At 60.2% G+C, this 21,771-nt stretch carries 17 protein-coding genes, 1 pseudogene and 1 CRISPR repeat array; of the genes and pseudogenes, 8 read left to right on the top strand and 10 right to left on the bottom strand.

The window, feature by feature from the left end:
- The first annotated feature begins 12 nt into the window (after window positions 1-12).
- The 6 genes and pseudogenes from acs to GZH91_RS13650 form a co-directional block, all read left to right on the top strand.
- Window positions 13-1,983, top strand: a complete 1,971-nt coding sequence (gene acs, locus GZH91_RS13675; protein WP_147072299.1) for an acetate--CoA ligase — start codon at window positions 13-15, stop codon at window positions 1,981-1,983.
- Window positions 1,984-2,195: 212 nt separating this feature from the next.
- Window positions 2,196-5,999, top strand: coding sequence for a YhdP family protein (locus GZH91_RS13670; protein WP_147072295.1), 3,804 nt, complete (start codon window positions 2,196-2,198; stop codon window positions 5,997-5,999).
- A 54-nt stretch (window positions 6,000-6,053) separates the two neighbouring features.
- Complete coding sequence (locus GZH91_RS13665; RefSeq protein ID WP_371860361.1) at window positions 6,054-6,983, top strand: carbon-nitrogen hydrolase family protein; 930 nt, start codon at window positions 6,054-6,056, stop codon at window positions 6,981-6,983.
- Between the two features lie 57 nt (window positions 6,984-7,040).
- On the top strand, window positions 7,041-8,516 hold the full coding sequence (gene tldD, locus GZH91_RS13660) for a metalloprotease TldD (protein ID WP_147072290.1): 1,476 nt from the start codon (window positions 7,041-7,043) through the stop codon (window positions 8,514-8,516).
- 193 nt (window positions 8,517-8,709) lie between these two features.
- Window positions 8,710-9,066: a DUF2934 domain-containing protein gene (locus GZH91_RS18130; RefSeq protein ID WP_147072288.1), complete on the top strand. Its 357-nt coding sequence runs from the start codon at window positions 8,710-8,712 to the stop codon at window positions 9,064-9,066.
- Window positions 9,067-9,167: 101 nt separating this feature from the next.
- Window positions 9,168-10,157: pseudogene (locus GZH91_RS13650) on the top strand (3-deoxy-7-phosphoheptulonate synthase); the annotation flags it as partial.
- A gap of 124 nt (window positions 10,158-10,281) precedes the next feature.
- Window positions 10,282-11,404: direct repeats of the CRISPR family, unit length 37 nt; unit sequence GTTTCAATCCGCGCCCGGCCGCGAGGCCGGGCGATGC.
- Window positions 11,405-11,582: 178 nt separating this feature from the next.
- On the opposite strand, the gene cas2 reads toward GZH91_RS13650, so the two are convergent.
- Together cas2 and cas1c are read right to left on the bottom strand one after the other, a co-directional pair.
- Window positions 11,583-11,873: a CRISPR-associated endonuclease Cas2 gene (gene cas2 / locus GZH91_RS13640; protein WP_147072286.1), complete on the bottom strand. Its 291-nt coding sequence runs from the start codon at window positions 11,871-11,873 to the stop codon at window positions 11,583-11,585.
- Between the two features lie 8 nt (window positions 11,874-11,881).
- Complete coding sequence (cas1c, locus tag GZH91_RS13635) at window positions 11,882-12,916, bottom strand: type I-C CRISPR-associated endonuclease Cas1c (protein ID WP_147072284.1); 1,035 nt, start codon at window positions 12,914-12,916, stop codon at window positions 11,882-11,884.
- 47 nt (window positions 12,917-12,963) lie between these two features.
- On the opposite strand from cas1c, the gene GZH91_RS13630 reads away from it, so the two are divergent.
- Both GZH91_RS13630 and GZH91_RS13625 read left to right on the top strand, forming a co-directional pair.
- Window positions 12,964-13,281 carry a ribbon-helix-helix protein, CopG family gene (locus GZH91_RS13630; protein WP_147072282.1) on the top strand — a complete coding sequence of 106 codons (318 nt, stop codon included), beginning with the start codon at window positions 12,964-12,966 and terminating at the stop codon, window positions 13,279-13,281.
- Window positions 13,269-13,643 (top strand): type II toxin-antitoxin system PemK/MazF family toxin, encoded by a 375-nt coding sequence (locus GZH91_RS13625; RefSeq protein WP_147072279.1) that lies wholly within the window; start codon window positions 13,269-13,271, stop codon window positions 13,641-13,643. The genes GZH91_RS13630 and GZH91_RS13625 overlap by 13 nt, the downstream gene beginning before the upstream one ends.
- On the opposite strand, the gene cas4 is transcribed toward GZH91_RS13625, so the two are convergent.
- From cas4 to GZH91_RS13585, 8 genes are all read right to left on the bottom strand, one after another.
- Window positions 13,627-14,253, bottom strand: coding sequence for a CRISPR-associated protein Cas4 (cas4, locus tag GZH91_RS13620; RefSeq protein ID WP_147072277.1), 627 nt, complete (start codon window positions 14,251-14,253; stop codon window positions 13,627-13,629). The genes GZH91_RS13625 and cas4 overlap by 17 nt on opposite strands.
- The gene (locus tag GZH91_RS13615; protein ID WP_147072275.1) at window positions 14,254-14,496 is read right to left on the bottom strand and encodes a type II toxin-antitoxin system HicA family toxin; all 243 of its coding nucleotides are present in this window, start codon (window positions 14,494-14,496) and stop codon (window positions 14,254-14,256) included.
- A complete protein-coding gene (locus tag GZH91_RS13610; protein WP_124705901.1) occupies window positions 14,493-14,699 on the bottom strand; it encodes a 2-oxoisovalerate dehydrogenase in 207 nt (68 codons plus the stop codon). The genes GZH91_RS13615 and GZH91_RS13610 overlap by 4 nt, the downstream gene beginning before the upstream one ends.
- Before the next feature lie 82 nt (window positions 14,700-14,781).
- Window positions 14,782-15,882 carry a type I-C CRISPR-associated protein Cas7/Csd2 gene (cas7c, locus tag GZH91_RS13605; RefSeq protein ID WP_147072272.1) on the bottom strand — a complete coding sequence of 367 codons (1,101 nt, stop codon included), beginning with the start codon at window positions 15,880-15,882 and terminating at the stop codon, window positions 14,782-14,784.
- Between the two features lie 17 nt (window positions 15,883-15,899).
- Window positions 15,900-17,684, bottom strand: a complete 1,785-nt coding sequence (gene cas8c, locus GZH91_RS13600) for a type I-C CRISPR-associated protein Cas8c/Csd1 (protein WP_147072270.1) — start codon at window positions 17,682-17,684, stop codon at window positions 15,900-15,902.
- Window positions 17,681-18,379: a type I-C CRISPR-associated protein Cas5c gene (gene cas5c, locus GZH91_RS13595; protein ID WP_147072268.1), complete on the bottom strand. Its 699-nt coding sequence runs from the start codon at window positions 18,377-18,379 to the stop codon at window positions 17,681-17,683. Before cas5c ends, cas8c begins: the two co-directional genes overlap by 4 nt.
- Window positions 18,380-18,392: 13 nt before the next feature.
- The gene (locus GZH91_RS13590; protein WP_223264529.1) at window positions 18,393-20,681 is read right to left on the bottom strand and encodes a CRISPR-associated endonuclease Cas3''; all 2,289 of its coding nucleotides are present in this window, start codon (window positions 20,679-20,681) and stop codon (window positions 18,393-18,395) included.
- A 72-nt stretch (window positions 20,682-20,753) separates the two neighbouring features.
- On the bottom strand, window positions 20,754-21,719 hold the full coding sequence (locus GZH91_RS13585; protein ID WP_147072264.1) for a helix-turn-helix transcriptional regulator: 966 nt from the start codon (window positions 21,717-21,719) through the stop codon (window positions 20,754-20,756).
- Window positions 21,720-21,771 lie beyond the last annotated feature (52 nt).

Here is a 21,771-nt window from a genome sequence, read left to right as displayed (position 1 = left end):
CAGGAGTCCTGCATGGCCAATATCGAATCCGTTTTGCAAGAAACACGCGTTTTTCCGCCTTCTGCCGCATTCCAGGCGCAGGCCAACGTATCAGGCATGGCGAGCCATCAGGCCTTGACTGCGCGCGCGGCAGCGGATTACGAGGGCTTCTGGGCGGACATGGCACGCGCTGGCATCAGCTGGAAAAAAGATTTCAGCAAAATCCTGGATGAATCCAATGCGCCATTCTACAAGTGGTTCTATGACGGCGAGTTGAATGTTTCCTACAACTGTCTCGACCGCCACCTGCCAGAAAAAGCCGACAAGACCGCGCTGATTTTCGAGGCCGACGACGGTGCGGTGAGACGTGTCACTTACCAGGCACTGTACAACCAGGTGTGCGCCTTCGCCAATGGCCTGAAATCACGCGGTGTGCAAAAGGGTGACCGCGTCATCATCTATATGCCGATGGGCGTGGAAGCAGTGGTGGCGATGCAGGCCTGCGCGCGCATCGGTGCGATCCATTCGGTGGTGTTCGGCGGCTTTTCCGCCAAGTCGCTGCACGAGCGCATTCGCGATGCGGGCGCCAGGCTGGTCGTGACTGCTGACGGCAGTATCCGGGGCGGCAAGATGTTGCCGCTGAAATCGGCGGTGGATGCGGCGATTGCGCTGGGTGACTGCGAGTGCGTGGAAGCGGTCGTGGTGTACCGGCGCAGCGGTGACGATACCGCATGGAACGCCGCTCGCGACATCTGGTGGCACGATCTGGTGAACGGCATGGCGCAAACCTGCGAACCGGAATGGGTCAATGCCGAACACCCGCTGTTCATTCTCTACACTTCCGGCTCCACCGGCCATCCCAAGGGGGTGCAGCATTCCTCCGGCGGTTATCTGCTGGGCGCGATCCTGTCGATGCAGTGGGTGTTCGACGCCAGGCCGGACACCGATGTGTTCTGGTGTACCGCCGACGTGGGCTGGATTACCGGCCACAGCTACGTGGTTTATGGCCCGCTGGCACTGGGTATGACCGAGGTGATCTTCGAAGGCGTGCCGACCTACCCCGACGCCGGGCGCTTCTGGAAAATGATCCAGGATCACCAGGTCACCACGTTCTACACCGCACCCACGGCGATTCGTTCGCTGATCAAGCTGGGCAGTGATTTGCCCAGACAATATGATCTCTCCAGCCTGCGCCTGCTGGGCACGGTGGGCGAACCGATCAACCCGGAAGCATGGATGTGGTATTACGAGGCCGTTGGCCAAAGCCGCTGCCCGATTGCCGACACCTGGTGGCAGACCGAAACCGGCTCGCACATGATCGCACCGTTACCCGGCGCGGTGGCGACCAAGCCCGGCTCGTGCACCCTGCCGCTGCCCGGTATCATGGCTGATGTGGTGGACGAGCACGGCGGCAGCGTGCCGCTGGGGCAGGGCGGCTACCTGGTGATCAAGCGCCCGTTCCCGTCGCTGTTGCGTAGCTTGTGGGGCGACCCGGAGCGCTTCCGGAAAACCTATTTTCCCGCAGAACTGGGCGGCAAGACTTATCTCGCCGGGGATTCCGCCCACCGTGATGCCGACGGCTATTACTGGATCATGGGGCGCATCGACGATGTGCTGAACGTGTCCGGCCATCGCCTCGGCACCATGGAAATCGAATCCGCGCTGGCGGCCAATCCGCGGGTGGCGGAAGCCGCCGTGGTGGGCAAGCCGCATGACATCAAGGGCGAGGCAGTGGTGGCCTTCGTGGTGCTCAAGGGTGCACGCGCCAGCGGTGACGAGGCGAAAAAAATTGTCGCGGAGCTGCGCGACTGGGTGGGCAAGGAGATCGGCCCCATCGCCAAGCCGGACGAAATCCGCTTTGGCGACAATCTGCCCAAGACCCGCTCCGGCAAGATCATGCGCCGCCTGTTGCGCGCGATAGCCAGGGGCGAGGAAATCACCCAGGACGTGTCTACGCTGGAGAATCCGGCGATACTGGAACAGCTCAAAGAAGCGGTGCGGTGAATTAGCGAGCTTGCAAATCAGCCGGCATGGCGCCAATAGAAAAGGCAAACGGGGACAGGATTGACAGGATTCTTTGCAGGATTGACAGGATTACACCCAAAATTTTGCCCGGTTCCGGTTTGGCCCTGTCAATCTTGAGAAATCTTGTTGATCCTGCCACCTTGGCCGTTTCCTGGTTGAGGTAGTGGCATGACGGTATTGGGTATTTCAGCATGATTGCATTTAGCCGCCGCTGGATCAGACGCAGCGTTGACTACGTGGTACTGCCGCTGGCGTTGGTGGTCGTGGTGCTGGTTCTGCTGCTGCGCTTGTGGATCTTGCCGGACATCGACCGCTGGCGTGATGACATCGCCGCGTCCATCAGCCACAGCGCCGGACAACGCGTCACGCTGGGCGAGATCAACGCCAACTGGCAAGGCCTGCATCCACACCTGCGCATCCGCGACATTCGCGTATTTGGTGCGGATGGGCGCCCGGTACTGTTTCTGGCCGATGTGCGCGCGACGCTGTCGTGGACATCGCTGCTGCATGGCGAACTGCGCCTGGCCGTGCTCACCATGGACGATGTGGCGCTCACCATCCGGCGCGACATGCAGGGCATCCATGTTGCGGGCATTCTGCTCAACCAGTCTGATTCATCCGGCGGGTTTGGCGACTGGCTGCTGGCACAGCGGCATATCCAGGTCAATCATGCCACGCTGGCATGGAACGACGAGCGCCGCGGTGCGCCGTACCTGGTGGCGCGCGATGTCAACCTGACGCTGCAAAATCGTGGCCACCGGCACCGTTTCCGCCTGACCGCCATCCCTCCCGAACAGCTTGCCCAGCCGCTCGATATACGGGGCGATTTTAGCGGGCGCAGCCTGGATGATCTGGCCAGTTGGCATGGTCAGGTCTACGCCCGTGTGGATCGTACCGATCTCGGCCAGTGGCGCCAGTGGCTGACCTTGCCTTATGCCATCAGCCAGGGTTACGGCGGCCTGCGTATGTGGCTGGATGTTGCCAGCAGGCAAGTCATTGCGGCAACGGTGGATGCTTCCCTGCGCCAGGTGTCGGTACGGTTCGCAGCGGATTTGCCGGTGCTGCGGCTGGCGGATGTGTCCGGGCGCGGCTTATGGAAACGGCTGGGGCCGGCACAGTCGTTTGCCGTCAAACAACTGAGTTTGCGTACGGCGAATTTTGTTTATGTGGCGCCGTTCGACCTCACGCTGCGGCTGGATCCGGCCAACGCAATCCAGCCGGGCAGCGGTCGTATTGACACTAACAGCGTGCAACTCGACCGGTTAGCCGCATTGGCGCCCTACCTGCCGCTGGATGCGGTGCAGCGCCGGCGCCTGGCGGATTTGCAACCGCGCGGCCAACTGGAAAAATTCACCCTGGCCTGGAGCGGCAACGCCGACCAGCCGCTCGATTACCAGATCAAGGGCCGTTTTACCCGGCTCGGCTGGCAAGCGCAGGGTAACTTGCCGGGTGCCGCGGGTTTGTCCGGCAATATTGACGCAACGCGTAGCAACGGCACGCTGGCGCTCACCAGCAGCGGCGTGATGCTGGCGCTGCCGCGCGTGCTGTTCGAACCGGACGTGGCACTCACGACCCTGACAGCACGAATGAACTGGCGCGCAACCCAGGCCGGCTATCTCATCAAGCTGACCGAGGCCTCGTTTGCCAATCCGGATCTGGCCGGCAGTGCATTTGGCGAGTACCAGTTGCAAGCCGGTCGGCGTGGTGTGATTGATCTGACCGGGCGACTGAGCCGCGCCAATGTCGCCAGCGCTTACCACTATCTGCCGCTGGTGGTGAAAGATCCTACCTACCAGTGGGTGCGTAGCGCGCTGCTGGCCGGGCAGGGCGGCGCGGCCAGCATTCGTCTGCAGGGCGATCTGTCACGCTTTCCGTTCCGCAAGGCGGGTGATGGGGTATTCGAAATCAGTACCCCGATCAGCAACGGCGTGCTGCAATACGCTGCAGGCTGGCCACGTATCGAGGGTATCCAGGCGCAGTTGAAATTCACCGGCACGCGCATGGAGATCAGCTCCGATGCCGCGACAATTTATGGCGCTGCACTGCGCCGGGTGAGCGCGGTTATCCCCGATCTGGTTGATCCCGACGAAATACTTGAAGTCAAAGGCGAGGCAGCCGGGCCGCTGGCCGAGTTGGTGCGTTTTGCCAATACCAGCCCGCTTGCCGCCAAACTCGACAATGTGACTGACAATCTGCGCACCACCGGCAACAGCCGGCTGGGGCTGGACCTGAAACTGCCGCTGCGGCGCGCGCATCACGCCACCCTGGTGGGCGATATCCGCTTCCTCGGCAATACCCTGATCCCGGCGCACGGCCTGCCCACGCTGGAAAACGTGCAGGGGCGGCTGAGTTTTACCGATACCGGCATTAGCGCGCAGAGCATCAGCGCGCGGCTGTTGGGAGGGGCGGCCACCCTGTCTGCTGTCACCCAGCCTGGCGGCGTGACCCGGCTGCTGGTGGATGGGCGCATGACTGCTGCCGGGCTGCGTCCTTATCTGGGCACGGCGCTGGCGGGCCACCTGAGTGGCATGGCGGACTGGCATGCGCGCGTGGATTTGCACCAGATGCAGGCGCAGGCCGATTTTGAATCGAACCTGGTGGGCATGGCATCGGACTTGCCCCCCCCGTTTGCCAAGGCGGCGGCGGATAGCCAGCCGCTGCGCGTGAAAAAAAGCCTGCGCGGCGCGGATGAATCCCTGCTGGCGATTCATTATGGCCAGGTGGCTTCGGCGTTGCTGTTGCAAAAACAGAAAGACGGTGAACCGGTCATTGAGCGCGGCACGTTGCGCTTCGGCGGCGAGGCGGTACTGCCGGAGGAGAGCGGGCTGTGGATTACGGGCTCCTTGCTGCTGTCCGACCTGGATCTCTGGCGCAATGAACTGACGGCGGCAGGAAACGGCGCGATCGGGCTGCCGCCGTTGGCCGGGGTCAACCTCAGTTTCCGCACCCTGGATCTGTTCGGTCGCCGCTTTCAGGATATCAATATCAACGCCCGCAACCAGGCCGGCACGTGGCGTGCCAACGTAGCCGGGCGGGGTGTCAACGGCGATGTGACGTGGCAAGCTGCGGATAGCCGGGCGGGCCAGCCGCAGGACAGACTCGGCGCCCATTTCAAAACCCTGGCCATTCCCGCTGCGCTGCCTGTACAGGGCGTAAAATCCTCACCGAGCGGCAGCCTGCCCGCGCTGGATATCAGCGTGGACAACCTGCAGCTGGGAAACCGCCCGCTGGGTCGGCTGAGTGTCAGCGCCACGCCGCTGGACAGCGGTCTCAATTTTGAATCCATCCGCCTCACTCAGCCGGACAGCACTTTGACCATGCAGGGTATCTGGAATCCTGACCGCATCCCGCAGACCCGGGCCAAAATCCATCTGGAGGTGAATGACGTGGGCAGGTTTCTCGCACGTTTTGATCACCCTGGCCTGGTCAAACGCGGCCAGGCAACGCTGGATGGCGAAGGTGAATGGAATGGCACACCGGCGGATATCGCCATTCCCTCGCTGTCCGGCACGTTTGCATTGAAGGCCAGCAGCGGCCAGTTTGCCAAGGTGGACCCCGGCATCGGCAAGCTGCTGGGGGTGCTCAGCCTGCAGGCGTTGCCGCGTCGCATCGGGCTGGATTTCCGTGATGTGTTTAGCGACGGGTTCGCCTTCGATGAGATTTCCGGTACCATGAGGTTGAGTCGTGGCGTGGTATACAGTGACGATTTCCGCATGCAGGGCCCTTCTGCCAAGGTGCGCATGAGTGGTATGGTGGATATCAATGCCGAGACCCAGCAGTTGCGCGTGGCCGTATCCCCCAAACTGAGCGAGAGCGTGGCGCTGGCAGGCACCCTGATCGGCGGTCCGTTCGTCGGCCTGGGCGCGCTGGCGGTGCAAAAGCTGCTCAAGGACCCCTTCGGTCAGGCCGCCACGTTTGAATACAGCGTCACCGGTGCGTGGACTGATCCGGTGGTCAAACGGGTTGCACGCATTGCCGGGGGCGGCGAGCCATGACCCCGGGCCAGAATAGATTGAGCCGTCTGCATAGATGGCAGCATGGAGAAAATCGTGAGCGATAAAACTAGCAAATCCCCATCCAGTTTTGCCAAACCCAAAAGCCGTACTACTGTGGCCAAGCCGGCACGCGCACCCGCGCCCGGTGTGATCCGCATGGCTGCCATCCAGATGGCATCCGGTCCCAATGTCAGTGCCAACCTGGCGGAAGCCGAGCGGCTGGTCGCGTTAGCCGTGGCAGGCGGTGCAAAACTGGTGGTGCTGCCCGAGTTTTTTGCCATTATGGGCAACAAGGACACCGATAAAGTCGCAGCACGCGAGGAAGAGGGCAAGGGCCCCATCCAGAAATTCCTTGCCAGCGCCGCCAAAAAACACAAAATATGGCTGGTAGGCGGCTCCGTGCCGCTGGCCTGCGACAATCCCAAAAAGGTTCGCAACAGCTGTCTGGTGTACGACGACAAGGGCAAGCTGGTGGCGCGCTACGACAAGATTCACCTGTTTGGTCTCGACCTGGGTGTCGAACACTACCAGGAAGAAAAGACCATCGAACCCGGTGATCAGATTGTGGTGCTGGACTCGCCGTTTGGACGCATCGGGCTGTCCGTCTGCTACGACCTGCGCTTCCCCGAGCTATACCGCGCCATGCCCAATGTGGACATCATCCTGGTGCCGTCGGCATTTACCGCCACCACTGGCAAGGCACACTTCGAGACCCTGGTGCGTGCGCGCGCCATTGAGAATCTGGCCTACGTCATCGCCCCGGCGCAAGGTGGCTATCATTTGTCCGGGCGCGAAACCCATGGCGATACCATGATCGTTGACCCTTGGGGGGTGGTGCTGGACCGCCTGCCGCGTGGTTCGGGCGTGGTCATGGCCGGCATCAATCCGGCCTATCAGGCGAGCCTGAGAAAAAGCCTCCCCGCATTGAAACACCGCACCCTCGATTGCAGTCATATCCAGATCAAGGACAAGGCGATTAAATAGCTTGAACGCCGGCGCTTCGTCGCCATCTAACCCGCATTCACTTCACAGGCTTATCCCATGACGACTTCCACACTCACCGGCGTACTCATCCCCAACCCGGAGATGCTGTTCCAGACCGCGCATGAAACCCTGCTGGTGCCCAACCAGCTCGAGGCCAGCCAGCTCGATGGCGTGTTCGGGCGGCTCATGGATCATCACGTGGATTACGCCGACCTGTATTTTCAATATACCCGCTCCGAGGGCTGGAGCCTGGAAGAAGGGCAGGTCAAATCCGGCAGCTTCAATATCGAGCAGGGCGTGGGGGTGCGTGCGGTATCCGGCGAGAAAACCGCGTTTGCCTATTCCGACGACATCAGCCAGCCAGCCTTGCTCGCCGCCGCCGAAGCCACGCGCGCCATTGCCAGGAGCGGCGCGGTGCGCAAGCCCCATGCGGTGGCGCGTGGCGGCGGTCATGCCTTGTATCAGCCGCTGGATCCGCTCACCACGCTGAAAGACGCAGAAAAAGTCGCCCTGCTGGAAAAGCTGGAGCGCTATGCGCGCGCCATCGATAGCCGGGTCACGCAAGTCATGGCGAGCCTGGCGTCGGAATATGACGTGGTGCTGATTGCGCGCTCCGATGGCCACCAGGCTGCCGATGTGCGTCCGCTGGTGCGGCTGTCGTTGCAGGTGATTACCGAGCAGGATGGACGTCGCGAGCAGGGCTCGGCAGGCGGTGGCGGGCGTTTCGGGTATGACTATTTCAGCGATGCCATGCTGAAAAAATACGCTGAACAGGCGGTGCATCAGGCGCTCACCAATCTGGCCGCCAGGCCTGCTCCGGCGGGCAGCATGACGGTGGTGCTGGGTGCGGGCTGGCCGGGCATTTTGCTGCACGAGGCGATCGGCCACGGCCTGGAAGGCGACTTCAACCGCAAGGGCAGTTCGGCGTTTGCCGGGCGGGTGGGCGAGCGCGTCGCGGCCACCGGCGTGACGGTGGTGGACGACGGTACCCTGATGAACCGGCGCGGCTCGCTCAACGTCGACGACGAAGGCAACCTCACCCAGTGCACCACGCTGATCGAAAACGGCGTGCTCAAGGGCTATATGCAGGACACGCTCAACGCGCGCCTGATGGGAGTGCCGATTACCGGCAATGCGCGGCGCGAATCCTTCGCCCATATTCCGATGCCGCGCATGACCAACACCTACATGCTCAACGGCGACAAAGACCCCGAGGAGATCATCGCCTCGGTCAAGCACGGTCTGTATGCGGTGAATTTCGGCGGCGGGCAGGTGGATATCACCAGCGGCAAATTCGTGTTTTCCGCCGCCGAAGCCTACATGATCGAGGATGGCAAAATCACTTATCCGGTGAAAGGTGCTACCCTGATCGGTAATGGTCCCGATGTGCTCACCCGTGTCTCCATGATCGGCAACGACATGGCGCTCGACCCCGGTGTTGGTACCTGCGGCAAGGAAGGCCAGAGCGTGCCGGTGGGCGTCGGTCAGCCAACCTTGCGCATCGATGGTTTGACTGTGGGTGGAACCGCCTGACGCGCACAAACCGTGCATTGATGCACGGGCATGGTGCGGCCCGGAGCCCGCCAGACAGGCATGCAGTGGTAACGGCGCCATGGCGCAACCTGGTATGCTAATTGCAGCTGCACAGCGAGTTCAGGGTTGTTTTTTTAATCTGACTGTCAAACACAGTCTGTAAGCTCCCAGCCTAGTTAACCGGAGAATATTCATGGCCGAGTCCAAAGCAAAATCCAAGGCGTCAGGCAAACCAGTATCCGCTGTTGCCGAAACCAAACCCAAAGCCAAAACAGCGCAGCCCGCGGCCGGCAAAGCCGCCGCCCAGTCTGCGGTGGCCGCCAAGCCCAAAGTGGCCAAGCCCAAAGTGGCGGCACCTGGCGCGAACGAACCGGCTGCCAAACGCAGTGTGAAGCTATCCAATCCCGCTGTCAGCGCCGAGCAGCGCTATCGCATGATTGCAGAAGCAGCCTACTACATCGCCGAGCGCCGCAATTTTGCGCCGGGGGATGCGGCTGCCGACTGGGCGCAGGCCGAAGTGCAGATTGTCGCCCTGCTGAATAAAAAGTAGGCTTCCGCATACGACCGAAAAAACCGAATCGAGGCGAGACGGCTAATCCACCTGGCCGGGTTAGGCTACAATCGTGCTTTTATCTGAATGGCGTGTAAAGCATGATCCTCATCCTCACTCCCAATACCCACCCGGACAGCCCTGCCTACCAGCAGTTGATGGGTTACCTGGACAAGTTGCCGGGCATTCAATATCGCGTGCATCAGGAACAGGGCGCGACACAACTGCTCACTGAAATTTATCTGATCGGTAGCACCGCCGGGCTGGCGATGGACTACATGCAAAGCCTGCCGGGGGTGGAACGCGCGGTGCGGGTATCCGAAGAATACCGCGTGCTGGGGCGCCATCAGGCCAACGATCCGCGCCCCAGCCATTTTGAATACAACGGGGTGCGCTTCGGTCAGGACAACCTCAATGTATTCGCCGGGCTGTGCGCGGTAGATACCCCCGAGCACGTCGAACAAATGATGAAGGTATTGCGCGACAACGGCCAGGTATGCACGCGCATGGGCGCCTACAAGCCGCGCACCAATCCCTACGCGTTCCAGGGGCACGGCAAGGACTGCCTGCCTTACGTATTCGAGCTGGCCGGCAAATACGGCATCAAGGTCATCGCCATGGAGATCACCCATGAATCGCACATGGCCGAGATTTTTGAAGCACTGCACCAGACCGGCGACCCCACCGGCGTGATGCTGCAGATCGGTACGCGCAACACCCAAAACTTCGAACTGCTCAAAATTGTCGGACGCCAGCAGCGCTTCCCGGTGCTCCTCAAGCGCGGCTTCGGCATTACCCTGGACGAATCGCTCAATGCCGCCGAATACCTGGCCAGCGAAGGCAACCGCAAGGTCGTGTTCGGCCTGCGCGGGATGAAAACCAATATGGGTGACCCGCACCGCAACATGGTGGACTTTGCCCACGTGCCGGTGGTCAAGCGCCTGACCCGGATGCCGGTGTGCATTGATCCCTCGCACTCGGTCGGCACCCGCGCAGCCGGACCGGACGGCATGCTCGACATCAGTCATGTTGTAGCGCAAGGCGTCATCGCCGGTGCCAACATGGTTCTGGTGGACTTCCACCCCGCACCCGCCACCGCGCTGGTGGACGGACCGCAGGCATTGACGCTGCCGGAACTGCCGTACTTCCTGGAAGACGTGGCGATCGCGCGTGAGGCGTATGAGAAACGCCTGGCGTTACGGAAAAAATACCCGAGTACCTGACCGCGCCCGGCCGCGAGGCCGGGCGATGCGCTTTGGCAAGGTGCTAATCGGTGCTACCCATGGCGTTTCAATCCGCGCCCGGCCGCGAGGCCGGGCGATGCCAAGCTACCGCAAGGCATCCATTTGGATCATGCTGTTTCAATCCGCGCCCGGCCGCGAGGCCGGGCGATGCTAAGCGGCTTGATTTTATCCAGCAAGAAATTGTTGTTTCAATCCGCGCCCGGCCGCGAGGCCGGGCGATGCTCGCGCTTCGCAGATTGACGGAACGTCCCATTATGCGTTTCAATCCGCGCCCGGCCGCGAGGCCGGGCGATGCGTCCATCGGGATAGTGTAACTGGCACCCATGACCGAGTTTCAATCCGCGCCCGGCCGCGAGGCCGGGCGATGCGCGGCGATGGACAGGCGGCACGGCGATGAACCGGTGTTTCAATCCGCGCCCGGCCGCGAGGCCGGGCGATGCCTCATCGTAGCGGCTGGCTGTGTAAGGCAGGTTAGGTTTCAATCCGCGCCCGGCCGCGAGGCCGGGCGATGCCAGCGGGATACCCGACCTTAAGCTGCCATGGGCCGTTTCAATCCGCGCCCGGCCGCGAGGCCGGGCGATGCAATTTTGCCGTGCAACGCTCTATAACCTGCGTCGTGTTTCAATCCGCGCCCGGCCGCGAGGCCGGGCGATGCCGCTGCGGTCAGGGTATTGCCGACGCTACCGGTATGTTTCAATCCGCGCCCGGCCGCGAGGCCGGGCGATGCCCCGGGCTTTTTGCATTTCGATCTCCTCCGCCAGTTGTTTCAATCCGCGCCCGGCCGCGAGGCCGGGCGATGCCCGCGGCGAGGATGTCGGGCGCGACCACAGCGGCCGGTTTCAATCCGCGCCCGGCCGCGAGGCCGGGCGATGCCCGCAGCATGACAGCCGAATCCTTGCCACCAGAAAACGTTTCAATCCGCGCCCGGCCGCGAGGCCGGGCGATGCCCGCAATCGCCCACTGGATCATGAATCCCACCATGGAGTTTCAATCCGCGCCCGGCCGCGAGGCCGGGCGATGCCCCGCAGCACAACCAGCAACAACAGGATCGCACCATGTTTCAATCCGCGCCCGGCCGCGAGGCCGGGCGATGCCCCCTACTCACGCAACGTATCGCTACGTAAGAAGATTCCTGTATTTTCCCGCGAACCTGCTCCAGAAAGCCACTGGTTTTGGCTCATGGATTTTGTTCTGCGTGAAAATGCTTTATCGGTCATCAAGTTGGTTCCTGCGCGAAAGCCTCGGGTATTGGTCATTGATAGGGGTTCGCGCTCAGGCAATGAGCGGTCCTTCAAAGTCCACCGAGCGGAAGCAGCCATGTTGTTTGACCCGCACTTCCACCGGTTCGGTGATGCGGTAGAAACGCAGATTATCCTGTGTCTCGTCGATTTCGGCGAGCAGTGTGCGCTCCAGTTGTTCAAACTGCATTTCGTTGACGGTGCATTCGAACACGGATTTCTGTACGCGCTGCCCCATTTTTTCGCAGGCTTTTGCAACCCGTCTTAGTCGCTTGCGTCCGGCCGCCGTTTCGGTGGAGACGTCATAGGTGACGATGATGAGCATGCGGTTTCCTATTTTGCCTGATAAGGCAGGTAGCCTTCCATCTCGCCCCGTATGGTACGCGCGATGAAACGTGCCTGGATGAAGGGTAGCAGGCCGATGGGGATTTTGTTTTCGGTGAGCGGATGGGTGATTTCTTCCTGTTTGCGCTCCTGCCAGGCGGTGACGACAGTGCGGCGGCCTTTGTCACCCAGCATGACGGCGCCGCCTTCGCGTTCGTCAAAATCGGCGGCGTTGATTTGTCCGCGATTGATTAGGGTGAGCGCCAGCCGGTCGGCAAGTATCGAGCGGAATTCTTCCTGCAAATCGAGTGCTAACGCGGCACGACCGGGGCGCACGGCGTGGAGAAAACCGAGTTGCGCATCCAGTCCGGCGGCCTCAACGGCGGAGCGGCAGTCGTTCATGAGCATGGCGTAGAGAAATGAGAGCAAGGCATTGAAACGATCCAGGGGCGGACGGCGGCTACGCCCATTGAGGGCAAACGATGGCCGAGCCAGGGGTTTGACAATGAGGTTGAGGGCAGCGAAGTAGCCGCGCGCGGCCTCGCCTTCCACGCCGCGCAGTTCGTCCATGGTGTTGGCAACGGCCGCTGCGCGCAGTGAGGCGGCGAGGTTGTCGGCGCTGCGCGTGAGCGTGGCGGCTTCATCCGGGTCAGCGGCTTCGCGCGCGCCGCGTTGCAGGTTGGTGCGGCTGTTTTTGAGTTTGCCCGCGACCACGGCACGCGCAACCCCCAGGGCGAAAGCGGGCTCCGAGGCTTTGCTGTGATGCGCCTGGCGCAACAGGATGTTGCCGGAGACCGGGCCTTCGAGCCGCGCCTTGAAACGGCCTGAATCATCCAGCAGCACCAGCGATTTGCCTTCATCCGCCAAGCGGTGCATGAGCGCGGGCGAGACCATGACATTACCGAAACAGACCACCCCGCCCAGGTGATGCAGCGGCACCTGGAGCTTTTTCTCCCGTTCCACGTCGATGCGCAGGGTGGCGTTTTCCAGATGCGCGTAGGCATGAGGGGTCATAACGTAGAGTGTGTTTTGAATTGTATGCATTTTTGTATTACAATATGAAATACGAATTGCACTTCACAGGAGATGACATGGCGACCCTGACTTTACGCTTGCCGGATAATCTGGACCGGCAATTAACCGCACTGGCGGCGCAGACCCACCAGAACCGTTCCGAGCTGGCGCGCACGGCATTGGAGAAATTTTTGCGCGAACTGGAGCAGGAGCAGTTGCTGGCCGAGATGGTTGAGGCTGCCCGATTTCTGGCCACCAATCCGGAAGCGCGCGCCGAGAGCATTGCCATAGCGGAAGAGTTTTTGCCCTTGGACAATGAGGCACTCGATATCGCCGAAGGCCGTAAGCCCGGCGACCCATGGCCTGAGGAACTTGGCGAGAAGTGGTGGAAATAATGCGGCGCGGAGAAATCTGGCTGGCCAGACTCAACCCAAACACTGGCGCGGAAGCCGGGAAGGTGCGCCCAGTGCTGATCCTGCTCAACGATGCGCTGCTGGCCACAGGTATGAGCCCGGTGCTGTGCATTCCACTGACCAGCAAGCTGTACAAAAATTTGGCGGGGTTGCGCATTGCCATTGCGCCGCGCGGGCTTCTGCTCAAACCGTGTTATGCCATGCCGGAACAGGCGCGTGCGCTGGACCGGAATCGCTTTGGTGAAGGCTCGCTCGCCACGTTGACGAACGCGGAAATGGCCCAGGTCGAAAAACTTTTTATCGCCGCCTGCGGCATGGCGCAATACCTTATCCCGCAGCACTGAACAATTCCTCACGCAAGCGCTCCAATCTGCCCCGTTCCGCCAGCGCCTCAGGCTGGCAAATCTCTTTCAGCGAACACTCCCGGCAGCGGGCATCGTTCACCGGCGGCGGAAGCTTGCCCGAGGCCAGCATGGCGCGAATGGCGTTGGCGGTTTCCTCCACCAGTTGCTTGAGTTCCGGTGTGATGGACACCTCCCGCCGCCGGTGGCTGGTAGCGTGAAAAATCGCGCCTTTGGGCACGGGGCGGTTCAGCATTTCTTCCAGACAAATCGCTTGCGCGGCGAGCTGTATGTCGTCGTGCAACTTCTGCCGTTTGGCTCCATGCTTGAACTCGACTGGGTACACACTGTCGTCCGGGTGAAACTCAACCAGATCGGCCTTGCCAATCAGATTGAGCCGATCACACCACACGGGCAACGCGCGCTCTACCCGCACGCCGGATTTGATCTCATAACCCGGCGTATCAACAAGATGGTGCACGGCCTGCCCGCGCGCCGTGTGTACATTGTCCTCGAACGCCTGTTCCAGATGAATCAGCCCGCACTGGCGCGGGCAGTAGATCCAGTGTTGCAGGGCGGAGAGGGCGACAATTTCGTCTGCAGAATTTGCCACTCAATCAAACAATCGTTGGATGAGTTCATCGCGCGTGAGGCCGTGATGCGCGGCTACGCTGGCGAGAATGGAGGCGAGCGTACCTAGCCTGAGCGGGTCGTGATTGGGGATGGTGATGTGATGCTCGCCACGAACGGTGCTAGTCAGCCGCATGTGACTGCCTGTCTGGCGTGTGACGCAGTATCCCATTCGCTCAAGGCGTTTGACCAGATCCGCCCCGGAGAGATCACGCGGCACTCTCATGCCGTCAGCACTTCTTCACGGGTGATGTGCAGGCGGATCAGGCCGGGCAATTTTCCTTCGTCAAAGTGGCAATGCACCGCGTCGCGGACCTGGGCGTGCAGGCTGGGTAGATCGTCGGCCTCGGTCACAATATCCACGCCAACAGCACGTGCGACATACCCGCCTTCCGGTGCTTCTTCAACAATGAAATGGATTTCGCTCATGGATACTGTCCTCCAATGACAAAGATAGCGTCTAGTATCGCCTATCCCACAGATAAAAAATATTGACCTTGAGCCGGGCTTTTCAACACTTTTGGAGCAGCGCCACACCGGATGGCATTTCCGTTTCGTCCACACTCACCTCGTAATCTTCGAAGCCACGCGGCACATCTTTGGTTTTATTGACTTTAATGCGGTCGAATAGCTTGTGTGCAGCTTCGTTGCCGAGGTGACTTTCGTGCTTGAACACGTAAAGCCCTCGCGTCGCCATCTCGCCCCGTGCTGCGGAATGGTCGTGCTCGAACATATTTTTCAGCGCCTCCCAGAGCAGTTCAAGGTCGCTCTCATCGAACTTCGTTTGGCCCGCCAAGTGAGCGGAGACGAAGCCGTGGGTGCGGTATAGGCCGTAGGGCACGGTGAACTTACGGCCCATGGTGCGGTTGTCACCACCCTGTTTTTCGGCCTCCGCCTCGGTGGCTACGGCGCAACGGGTAATGGAGTGCTCTAGTGTGACAATGGGGTCGATGGAACGGGCAAAGGTGATCTGAACCGGGCCACGCACTTGGCCGCAATTCGGTGCGGTCTTCAGTGACAGGACGGCGCCGAAGGTGCGGATGTCGTAGAAGTCTTGGCACATTTGTACACGCCCTTTCTCTGACTCTTCCTGTTTCGGTTTGCGCGCCGTGACATTCTTGAGCACCTTGCTGATGAAATTCTTCAATGGCTTGGCGGGGTTGATGTCTTTCAGCCACTTCTGGGCTTCTTTCTTGTCCAACGTGGCTCCGGATAGATTGAGGATGGAGCGCCCCTCTTCGTCGGTGTCGATTTCCATGCCTTCCGGCAGGGTCAGTGCTTCAAACTGTTCGGCTAAGTCATCGGGAATCAGTTCGGTGGCGTCTTGACCCAAGCTGATGCCAAGTTTCTCAAAGGCGGCGAAGTGGGCGCGCCCTAATACAGCTTTCTCTTTGATGTAGATATCGAAACCGGTTTCGTAAGTGCCATCCTCTTTGCATTTAGTAATACCTACGAAATTTCTGATCTTCCGCTTGATAGACACATCGGTAATCAAGCCTTGCCCGGTCTCGGTATCCAGTCGCGGCAGATTGCCTGCGTCCGGGTCACCATTCGGGTTGCCGTCCTTCACATCAAACAACAGGACAAAGTCGTAACGATTATGGATGCTCATTGTTCGCTCCCTTCGGTTTAGGATTTGGTAAATAGGTCTTGACGCTGTTGGTAGTAACCAATGACGAACCGGCCTTGGTCCGCCAAGGACAGAATGGGGCGGAAGCCCAACTGACCGTCGATACCGTCGTTGCAGATCGTTTGGATCAGCTTGTCCCGTGTGACGTAGAGACCCGGTTTCTCCTTCCGCAACTTGGTCATGTGGTGCTGATTGCGCCGCATGAGGGTAGGAAAGACCGCTGATGGCGTGCTGGAGGCGGAGCCGAAATAGCTGTCCCGGATGGTGGTGTTGAGGCCGGGGTTGGCTTCAGCCTGCACTTTCTCCAGTACGGCGAACAGGCGCCCCAGCCGGTATCCGCTGTTGATGTTGCTCTCGTCGAGTGACATGGTGATCTTCCTTTCCTGATCTGGGTTGGCATTGCGGGTTTGACGGTTGAGCCACGCCTTAATAAGCGCGGCGCGGGCGTAGGGAACGTGATCCCGGTGCTTCCCGGTTTTCTCATCTTTCTTCGCCTGTTCGGCATGGATGCGGCGTAGCGCGGCCTGCAACAAGGTCTGCGGATAAGACGTGCCATCCAGGATGGCCTTCATGAAGTCGCCAGCCAGCTTAGGCGGCAGCTTGTCGAGATCGCCCAAGGGGCTGACGGCGAGAAGTAGGGCTTTGAGGGACAGGAACGGGCGTTCCACATACTGAGGCCGGACAATTTCCAAGTCTTCGAAGTGTTGGCGGATGTGACCAGCCAGATCGCCCACTGTGGCGACGTGCCAGAAGCGGACAGCGATTCGAGCGGCGTTGGGAGCGAGACCCAAGACGTAGAAGCGGGTGCCATCATCGTAAATCGCGGGGGTTCCGGCCAAGGTTGCTTCAAGCAGTTCTTTGACGGCGTTCGTCCCTTGGTCTGGGTTGTCCTGTGGTGGCTCGTCGAAAAACTGCGAGAGGAGCGACTCCATCTTGTTGTCTTCTGCCGCCCAGAATACGGTGGAGGCATCACCGATCTGGATGCGCTGCTTCGATACGAGCAAGTGATTGAGTGCCGTGGTGTACGCAAAGGCTGCGCGCTTACCAACGGGAGCGTTTGAGCCTTGTTCGCGGGCGAATGAATTAAAAGCCGAAAGGTTAAACGAAACAATATTGGCACCGCTGGTTTGCGCACCCCATACCCCCTTGATGGGAGGATGCAGGCGTTCGACGACATCGGAATTGCCGGTGATTAAACAGATTCGTGTCTCACCTTTGTCTTCAGTTGACTGCCCGACAGAAGCCAGAATACCCGAAGCGCTGCACACAGGGCTTTCTGCTCCAGTCAGCTTGAAACTGACATTAGCGCCCGTTGCACTAACCTGTGGCCAAAGAGGGTCGGCCAGGACATGCGTGAAATTGCCACTAGATAGAAACGCCAGCACGGCGGCGACCTCTGGAGTGGATTTAACTTCACTTGGCAACTGCTCGATTTCTGTTCTGAAAGCAGAGCACATGTCTCCGAGGCGCTCCCGATAGTGCTTTTCCTTACCCTTCTTTCGCTGCTCTTCGAGCTTCTTGGAGTCGGGCTGCCCTATGACATATTCGACGTTCCCCCAAAGTAAATTGGCTGCTACGTTGACGGATTTCTTCACTCCTTGAGGAACGAGAAAAGCGTTCCCGCGCTTACGCTTACCCTCCCCCTGTCGGGTGTCTTCAATATGGAGAAAAGCCCCGTCAGGTTTCAGCACAAACAGGAATGGTAGCTCCTTCCTTTCGATGCCGTCGCCGGGCAAGCTGTCCCGCTTGCGTCCATAATATTCATGCAACGACTGAAGGATCATCGACGCACCTCCACGTCTTCCAAGTCAATGATGCCGCTCTTCATCTCCGCCCGGAAGAAGCCGGGCCTCATGGCATCGGCGAAGTCTATGTCGTGGAGCATCCAGCCCAGGCTGGGGCTATCCGAAATGGGCGGTTCGGCCAGCGAGGCAGCGGCGGCATCGTCCACCAGTTCGAAATGGGCAGAGAACTCCCGACAGCCGAGATAGGGTTGCCAGAAACATTGGCCTTTTTTGGCTCGACGCTGGAACATGGAGAGATATTTAGCCGGGTGTTCCGGCTGACTTTCCTCCGGTTCCGCCGGGAAGCGGCCCCGCAATTCCGGGTAGTGGTGGACATGCTTGGAACCGTCCACGACTTCAAATTGAGCATGAAGGCGATAGGCCACGTCACGCAGGAACAGGCCGGCGCGTTGCTGGCGATGTTCCTCAATGTAGAGACCCCGGTCGCCTTGGCCATTGTCCGCCGACGCTACCTTGCCAATCTCGTTGCGGCGCACCGAGATCCACTTGATGGGTTTGAGGACTTCAATCTTTGTGACCGTCCAGCGGATTTCTGGCTTCCACAGTATGGCCTCGAACACGGCGCGGGCGGCGGAAGGGGTAATCACGTCATAAGAGACACGCTCGACTTTCATCTCCGGTCTGGTGAAGCAGGCGAAGTCGCCCCAGACTTTGAGGCAGAGGGTTTTAGGCATCGTTATCCTTCCTTCAAAAGACGTAGTTTCCTGGTGCTACCGCGACATTGCCAGCGCACCCCAAAAAGCCAAAGGTCTCATCGTAGAGCAAATCGTTGGCTTGGGCGTAGAGGCCGGGCAGAACCTCTTCCACGTCGTGCTGGGCGATAAGCCGGTCGAGGCAATTCCGATGCACGTTGACGCTGTAGCGTTGCAGCTTGCGCATGAGCCAGCGGTCAGGGCCATCTGCTTTCAATTTGTTCAGCCATTTTTCCGCTTCGCCCCAGCGCACAATCACTGGCGCGCCATCGTCCGGAATGAGGTGGAATTTTTCAGCGGCGGTGCGAAAGCTGATCTCCATGCCCTTACCCGGCATGAGCAAGTTGAGAATGCCTTCCTTGTCCATGCTGTTGATCGAAGCAAACCACAGCCGGAAATAGTGTTCGAATAGTTTAGGAGTGAGCGCTGGGTTCGGGTCAAGGCTTAACAATTCCTTCGTGGCATTTTCTCCTTTGAGAAGCAGACTGGACGGAGCCGGTTCGGGCGGCACGAAAACATGAACCGCGCCTTTCACCTCATCCTCACCACGCATGAGCTGCCCTTCCCGGTTGCAGCGGCCCGCCGCTTGAGCGATGGAGTCCAGCCCGGCCAGCGCCCGGAATACCACTGGAAAATCCACATCCACCCCGGCCTCGATGAGTTGGGTACTGACCACGCGGAGCGGGCAGACAGGCAAACCTGCTTTTGCTCGTTCCCGGTTGGCCTCCAGCCGAATGCGGATTTCCTCGATTCGCGCGGCGCGGTGGGCGCCGCACAGGTCGGTAGAGAGGTAGAGGGAATCCGGTAGCCGTTTGGCTAGTTCTCGGGCGTGAGTCTTGCGGTTGACGATGGCAAGCGTTTGATCGTGGCAGGTGACACGCTCGGCGAGTTCGTCCCATGTTGTCGTGACACTCGTATCCGGCCAATGCACTTTGACCCGATCCAGACCCTGGTAAAGATTGTTGGCGTCTTGCACGTGGGAACCACCCTGCATCAGCTCGCGCACATCGGGCAAGCCCGCGAAGAATTGGCCGTTGATCTCGCGCGGCTGGAAGGCGGGTTGTGTGGCGGTGCATAACACGAAGGTGATGCCGTAATACTTGCTCAGGGTGCGGATAGAGGCGAGACAAGGCTCCAGGAACTCGGGCGGCAGGAGTTGCGCCTCGTCCAGGATGACCACCGAGTCCACTAGGTTGTGCAGCTTGCGGCAACGGGATGTGCGTGCCGCGAACAGGGATTCGAACAACTGCACGTTAGTGGTGACGATGAGCGGCGCGTCCCAGTTTTCCGATGCTAACCGGCTGCGGGCAGATTCCTTGTCCGGGTCGAGGTTGCTGTGATGCTCGACCACATCTTCGCCGAAGATGCCACGGAACACGTCTGCTGTCTGTTCGATAATGGATAGGTAAGGGATAGCGTAGATCACCCGCCGCTTCTTGTGCTCTTTCGCGTGATGCAGAGCGAAGGCGAGAGCCGATAGGGTTTTGCCGCCGCCAGTGGGGACGGTGAGGGAATAAAGACCATTACCGCGTTCTTCAACCGCGCGCTCAATGCACTGGTGCAGGACATCTGCACGAATTCGATTAACGGCAGTTGGTATAGCGGCAGCGGCGAGCCGCTCCATGTGTGCTCTGAAACGCGCAAGTAGATTATCGATGTTCGGGTAGGCAGCGCGCGCATCCGCCTTGCCCGAGTTCATGTAGTTCTCGGTATCGAGGAAGTCCGCGTCCACCAAGCTGGAAAACAACATGCGCAGCCACAGGTGCAGATCAGCGGTACCGCCCTTAAGGCGGCTGCTTGGACGCTGACCGCGTAGGATGGCTTCTGGTGGTTGCTGACCCAACGACTCCTTTAGAAAACCTTTCTTGCGTGCATCCTCTAACCGTTGGAATAGGCTAGCGTTATCGCCATTCCAGTCCGGTAGTCCGGCGTGGTGGCCTGCGATGAGATAGGCCAGCAGTCGGCCTGCACCCTCGCCCAATTCATCCACGGCATGTACGGCCCCTGCCGTGGAGTGGTCAACCCTTCCGGCGCTTTCGATGTGCGCATTTTCCTTCTCGTATCCGCTGGCATTTCGGATGTAGCTCTGAAATGCCGGACGGTACTTGCCCAAGTCATGCCACAACCCTGCAAGATGCGCCCAGTCCTCCGCACCAAATTTACGGGCATGACAAGCGGCTAGCGCCGCCACGCCAGCCAGGTGGTTAGCGAGGTCATGCGGATCCCGCCAGCTTCCGTCTGGATTCTGGGCTGCATGAGCGATAGGTCGTAGTGTCTCTGACATTTTCAATATTTCTGGTGAATGATGTAAATCCTACCCCCACCCAGGCTCAAAATCCGAGCCTGCTGCAAACCCTTATCCATATTGGCTTCTGGCTAGGTCAAGCTGAATTTTGACGGCTTCTTTCAACGCATCCGGCGCGATCACTTCCACATCGGCACCGTATTTGAGGATGTCCATGATGAGTTCGGTGTCGTGTGAGTAGGGGATGCTGAGTTCATAGCGGCCGTCTTCGAGCCAGCGGGATTGTTGCTCGGGGTGCCAGGTTTCATCGGCGACCCAGCGGGCGCGGTGGGCGGTAAAGCGCAGGATGGCGGTGGCGACGGGCTGGCCTGCAAAGATGCCGTAGGCGCTGGCGAGCTGGCGGTTGAGGGTGGTATCGGGCAAGGTTTTGGCGGGCTTGTCCAGCGTGGTTGCCTGGCGGATGCATTCGACGGCGAAGATGCGTAAGTCTTTTTTCTGATGGCACCAGGCATCGAGGTACCAGTTGTCGCGGTAGTGGGTGAGGCGTTGGGGCGAGATTTCGCGTGCGCTGGTCTGGCTGCGGTCGCGGTTGTAATACTGGATGATGAGCCGTTTGCGTTGCAGTACGGCGCCGGCGACGATCTGAAAGTGGCGCATGTCTTTGGCGCGGGCGGCCATGGCCAGGATGCGGATGCGTTTGCGGGCTTCGCCGCTGCCGAGGTGTTCGGTCTGGAGGAGCGCGTCGATGCGGGTGCGGATGGGCGCAAGCGCGGAATCCAGCAGGCCGGGTTGGAGGGTTTGCAGCAGGTGATTGAGGGTGATTAGAGCATGCAGTTCCGCGCTGGTGAACCACAGGCCGGGCAGGGGGTGGTGGCCGTCTGCGGTGTCGTAGCGGTAGCCGTTGTGTGCGGTGTCGAAGATGAGGGGCGCGCCGAGCTGGTTGCGCAGGCCGGCGATGAGGCGGGTGAGTTTGGAGCGGGAAATTTCCAGCTCGTCCAGCAACGTTTGGCGGCTGATGGTGCTGCGCCGCCCATCGAGCAGGCGGTGCAACCGGTAGAGGTCGTCGGGTCTGCTCACGGTGGCTTGCTCACTTCACACCCGAAGTGATTGGCAAGTTTGCCGGCGGCCG

The organism is Sulfuriferula plumbiphila (genome assembly GCF_009938015.1).
GTDB classification, from domain to species: domain Bacteria; phylum Pseudomonadota; class Gammaproteobacteria; order Burkholderiales; family Sulfuriferulaceae; genus Sulfuriferula; species Sulfuriferula plumbiphila.
The sequence above is the reverse complement of the archived record's forward strand: the minus strand, read 5'-3'. Positions and strand labels throughout refer to the sequence as shown.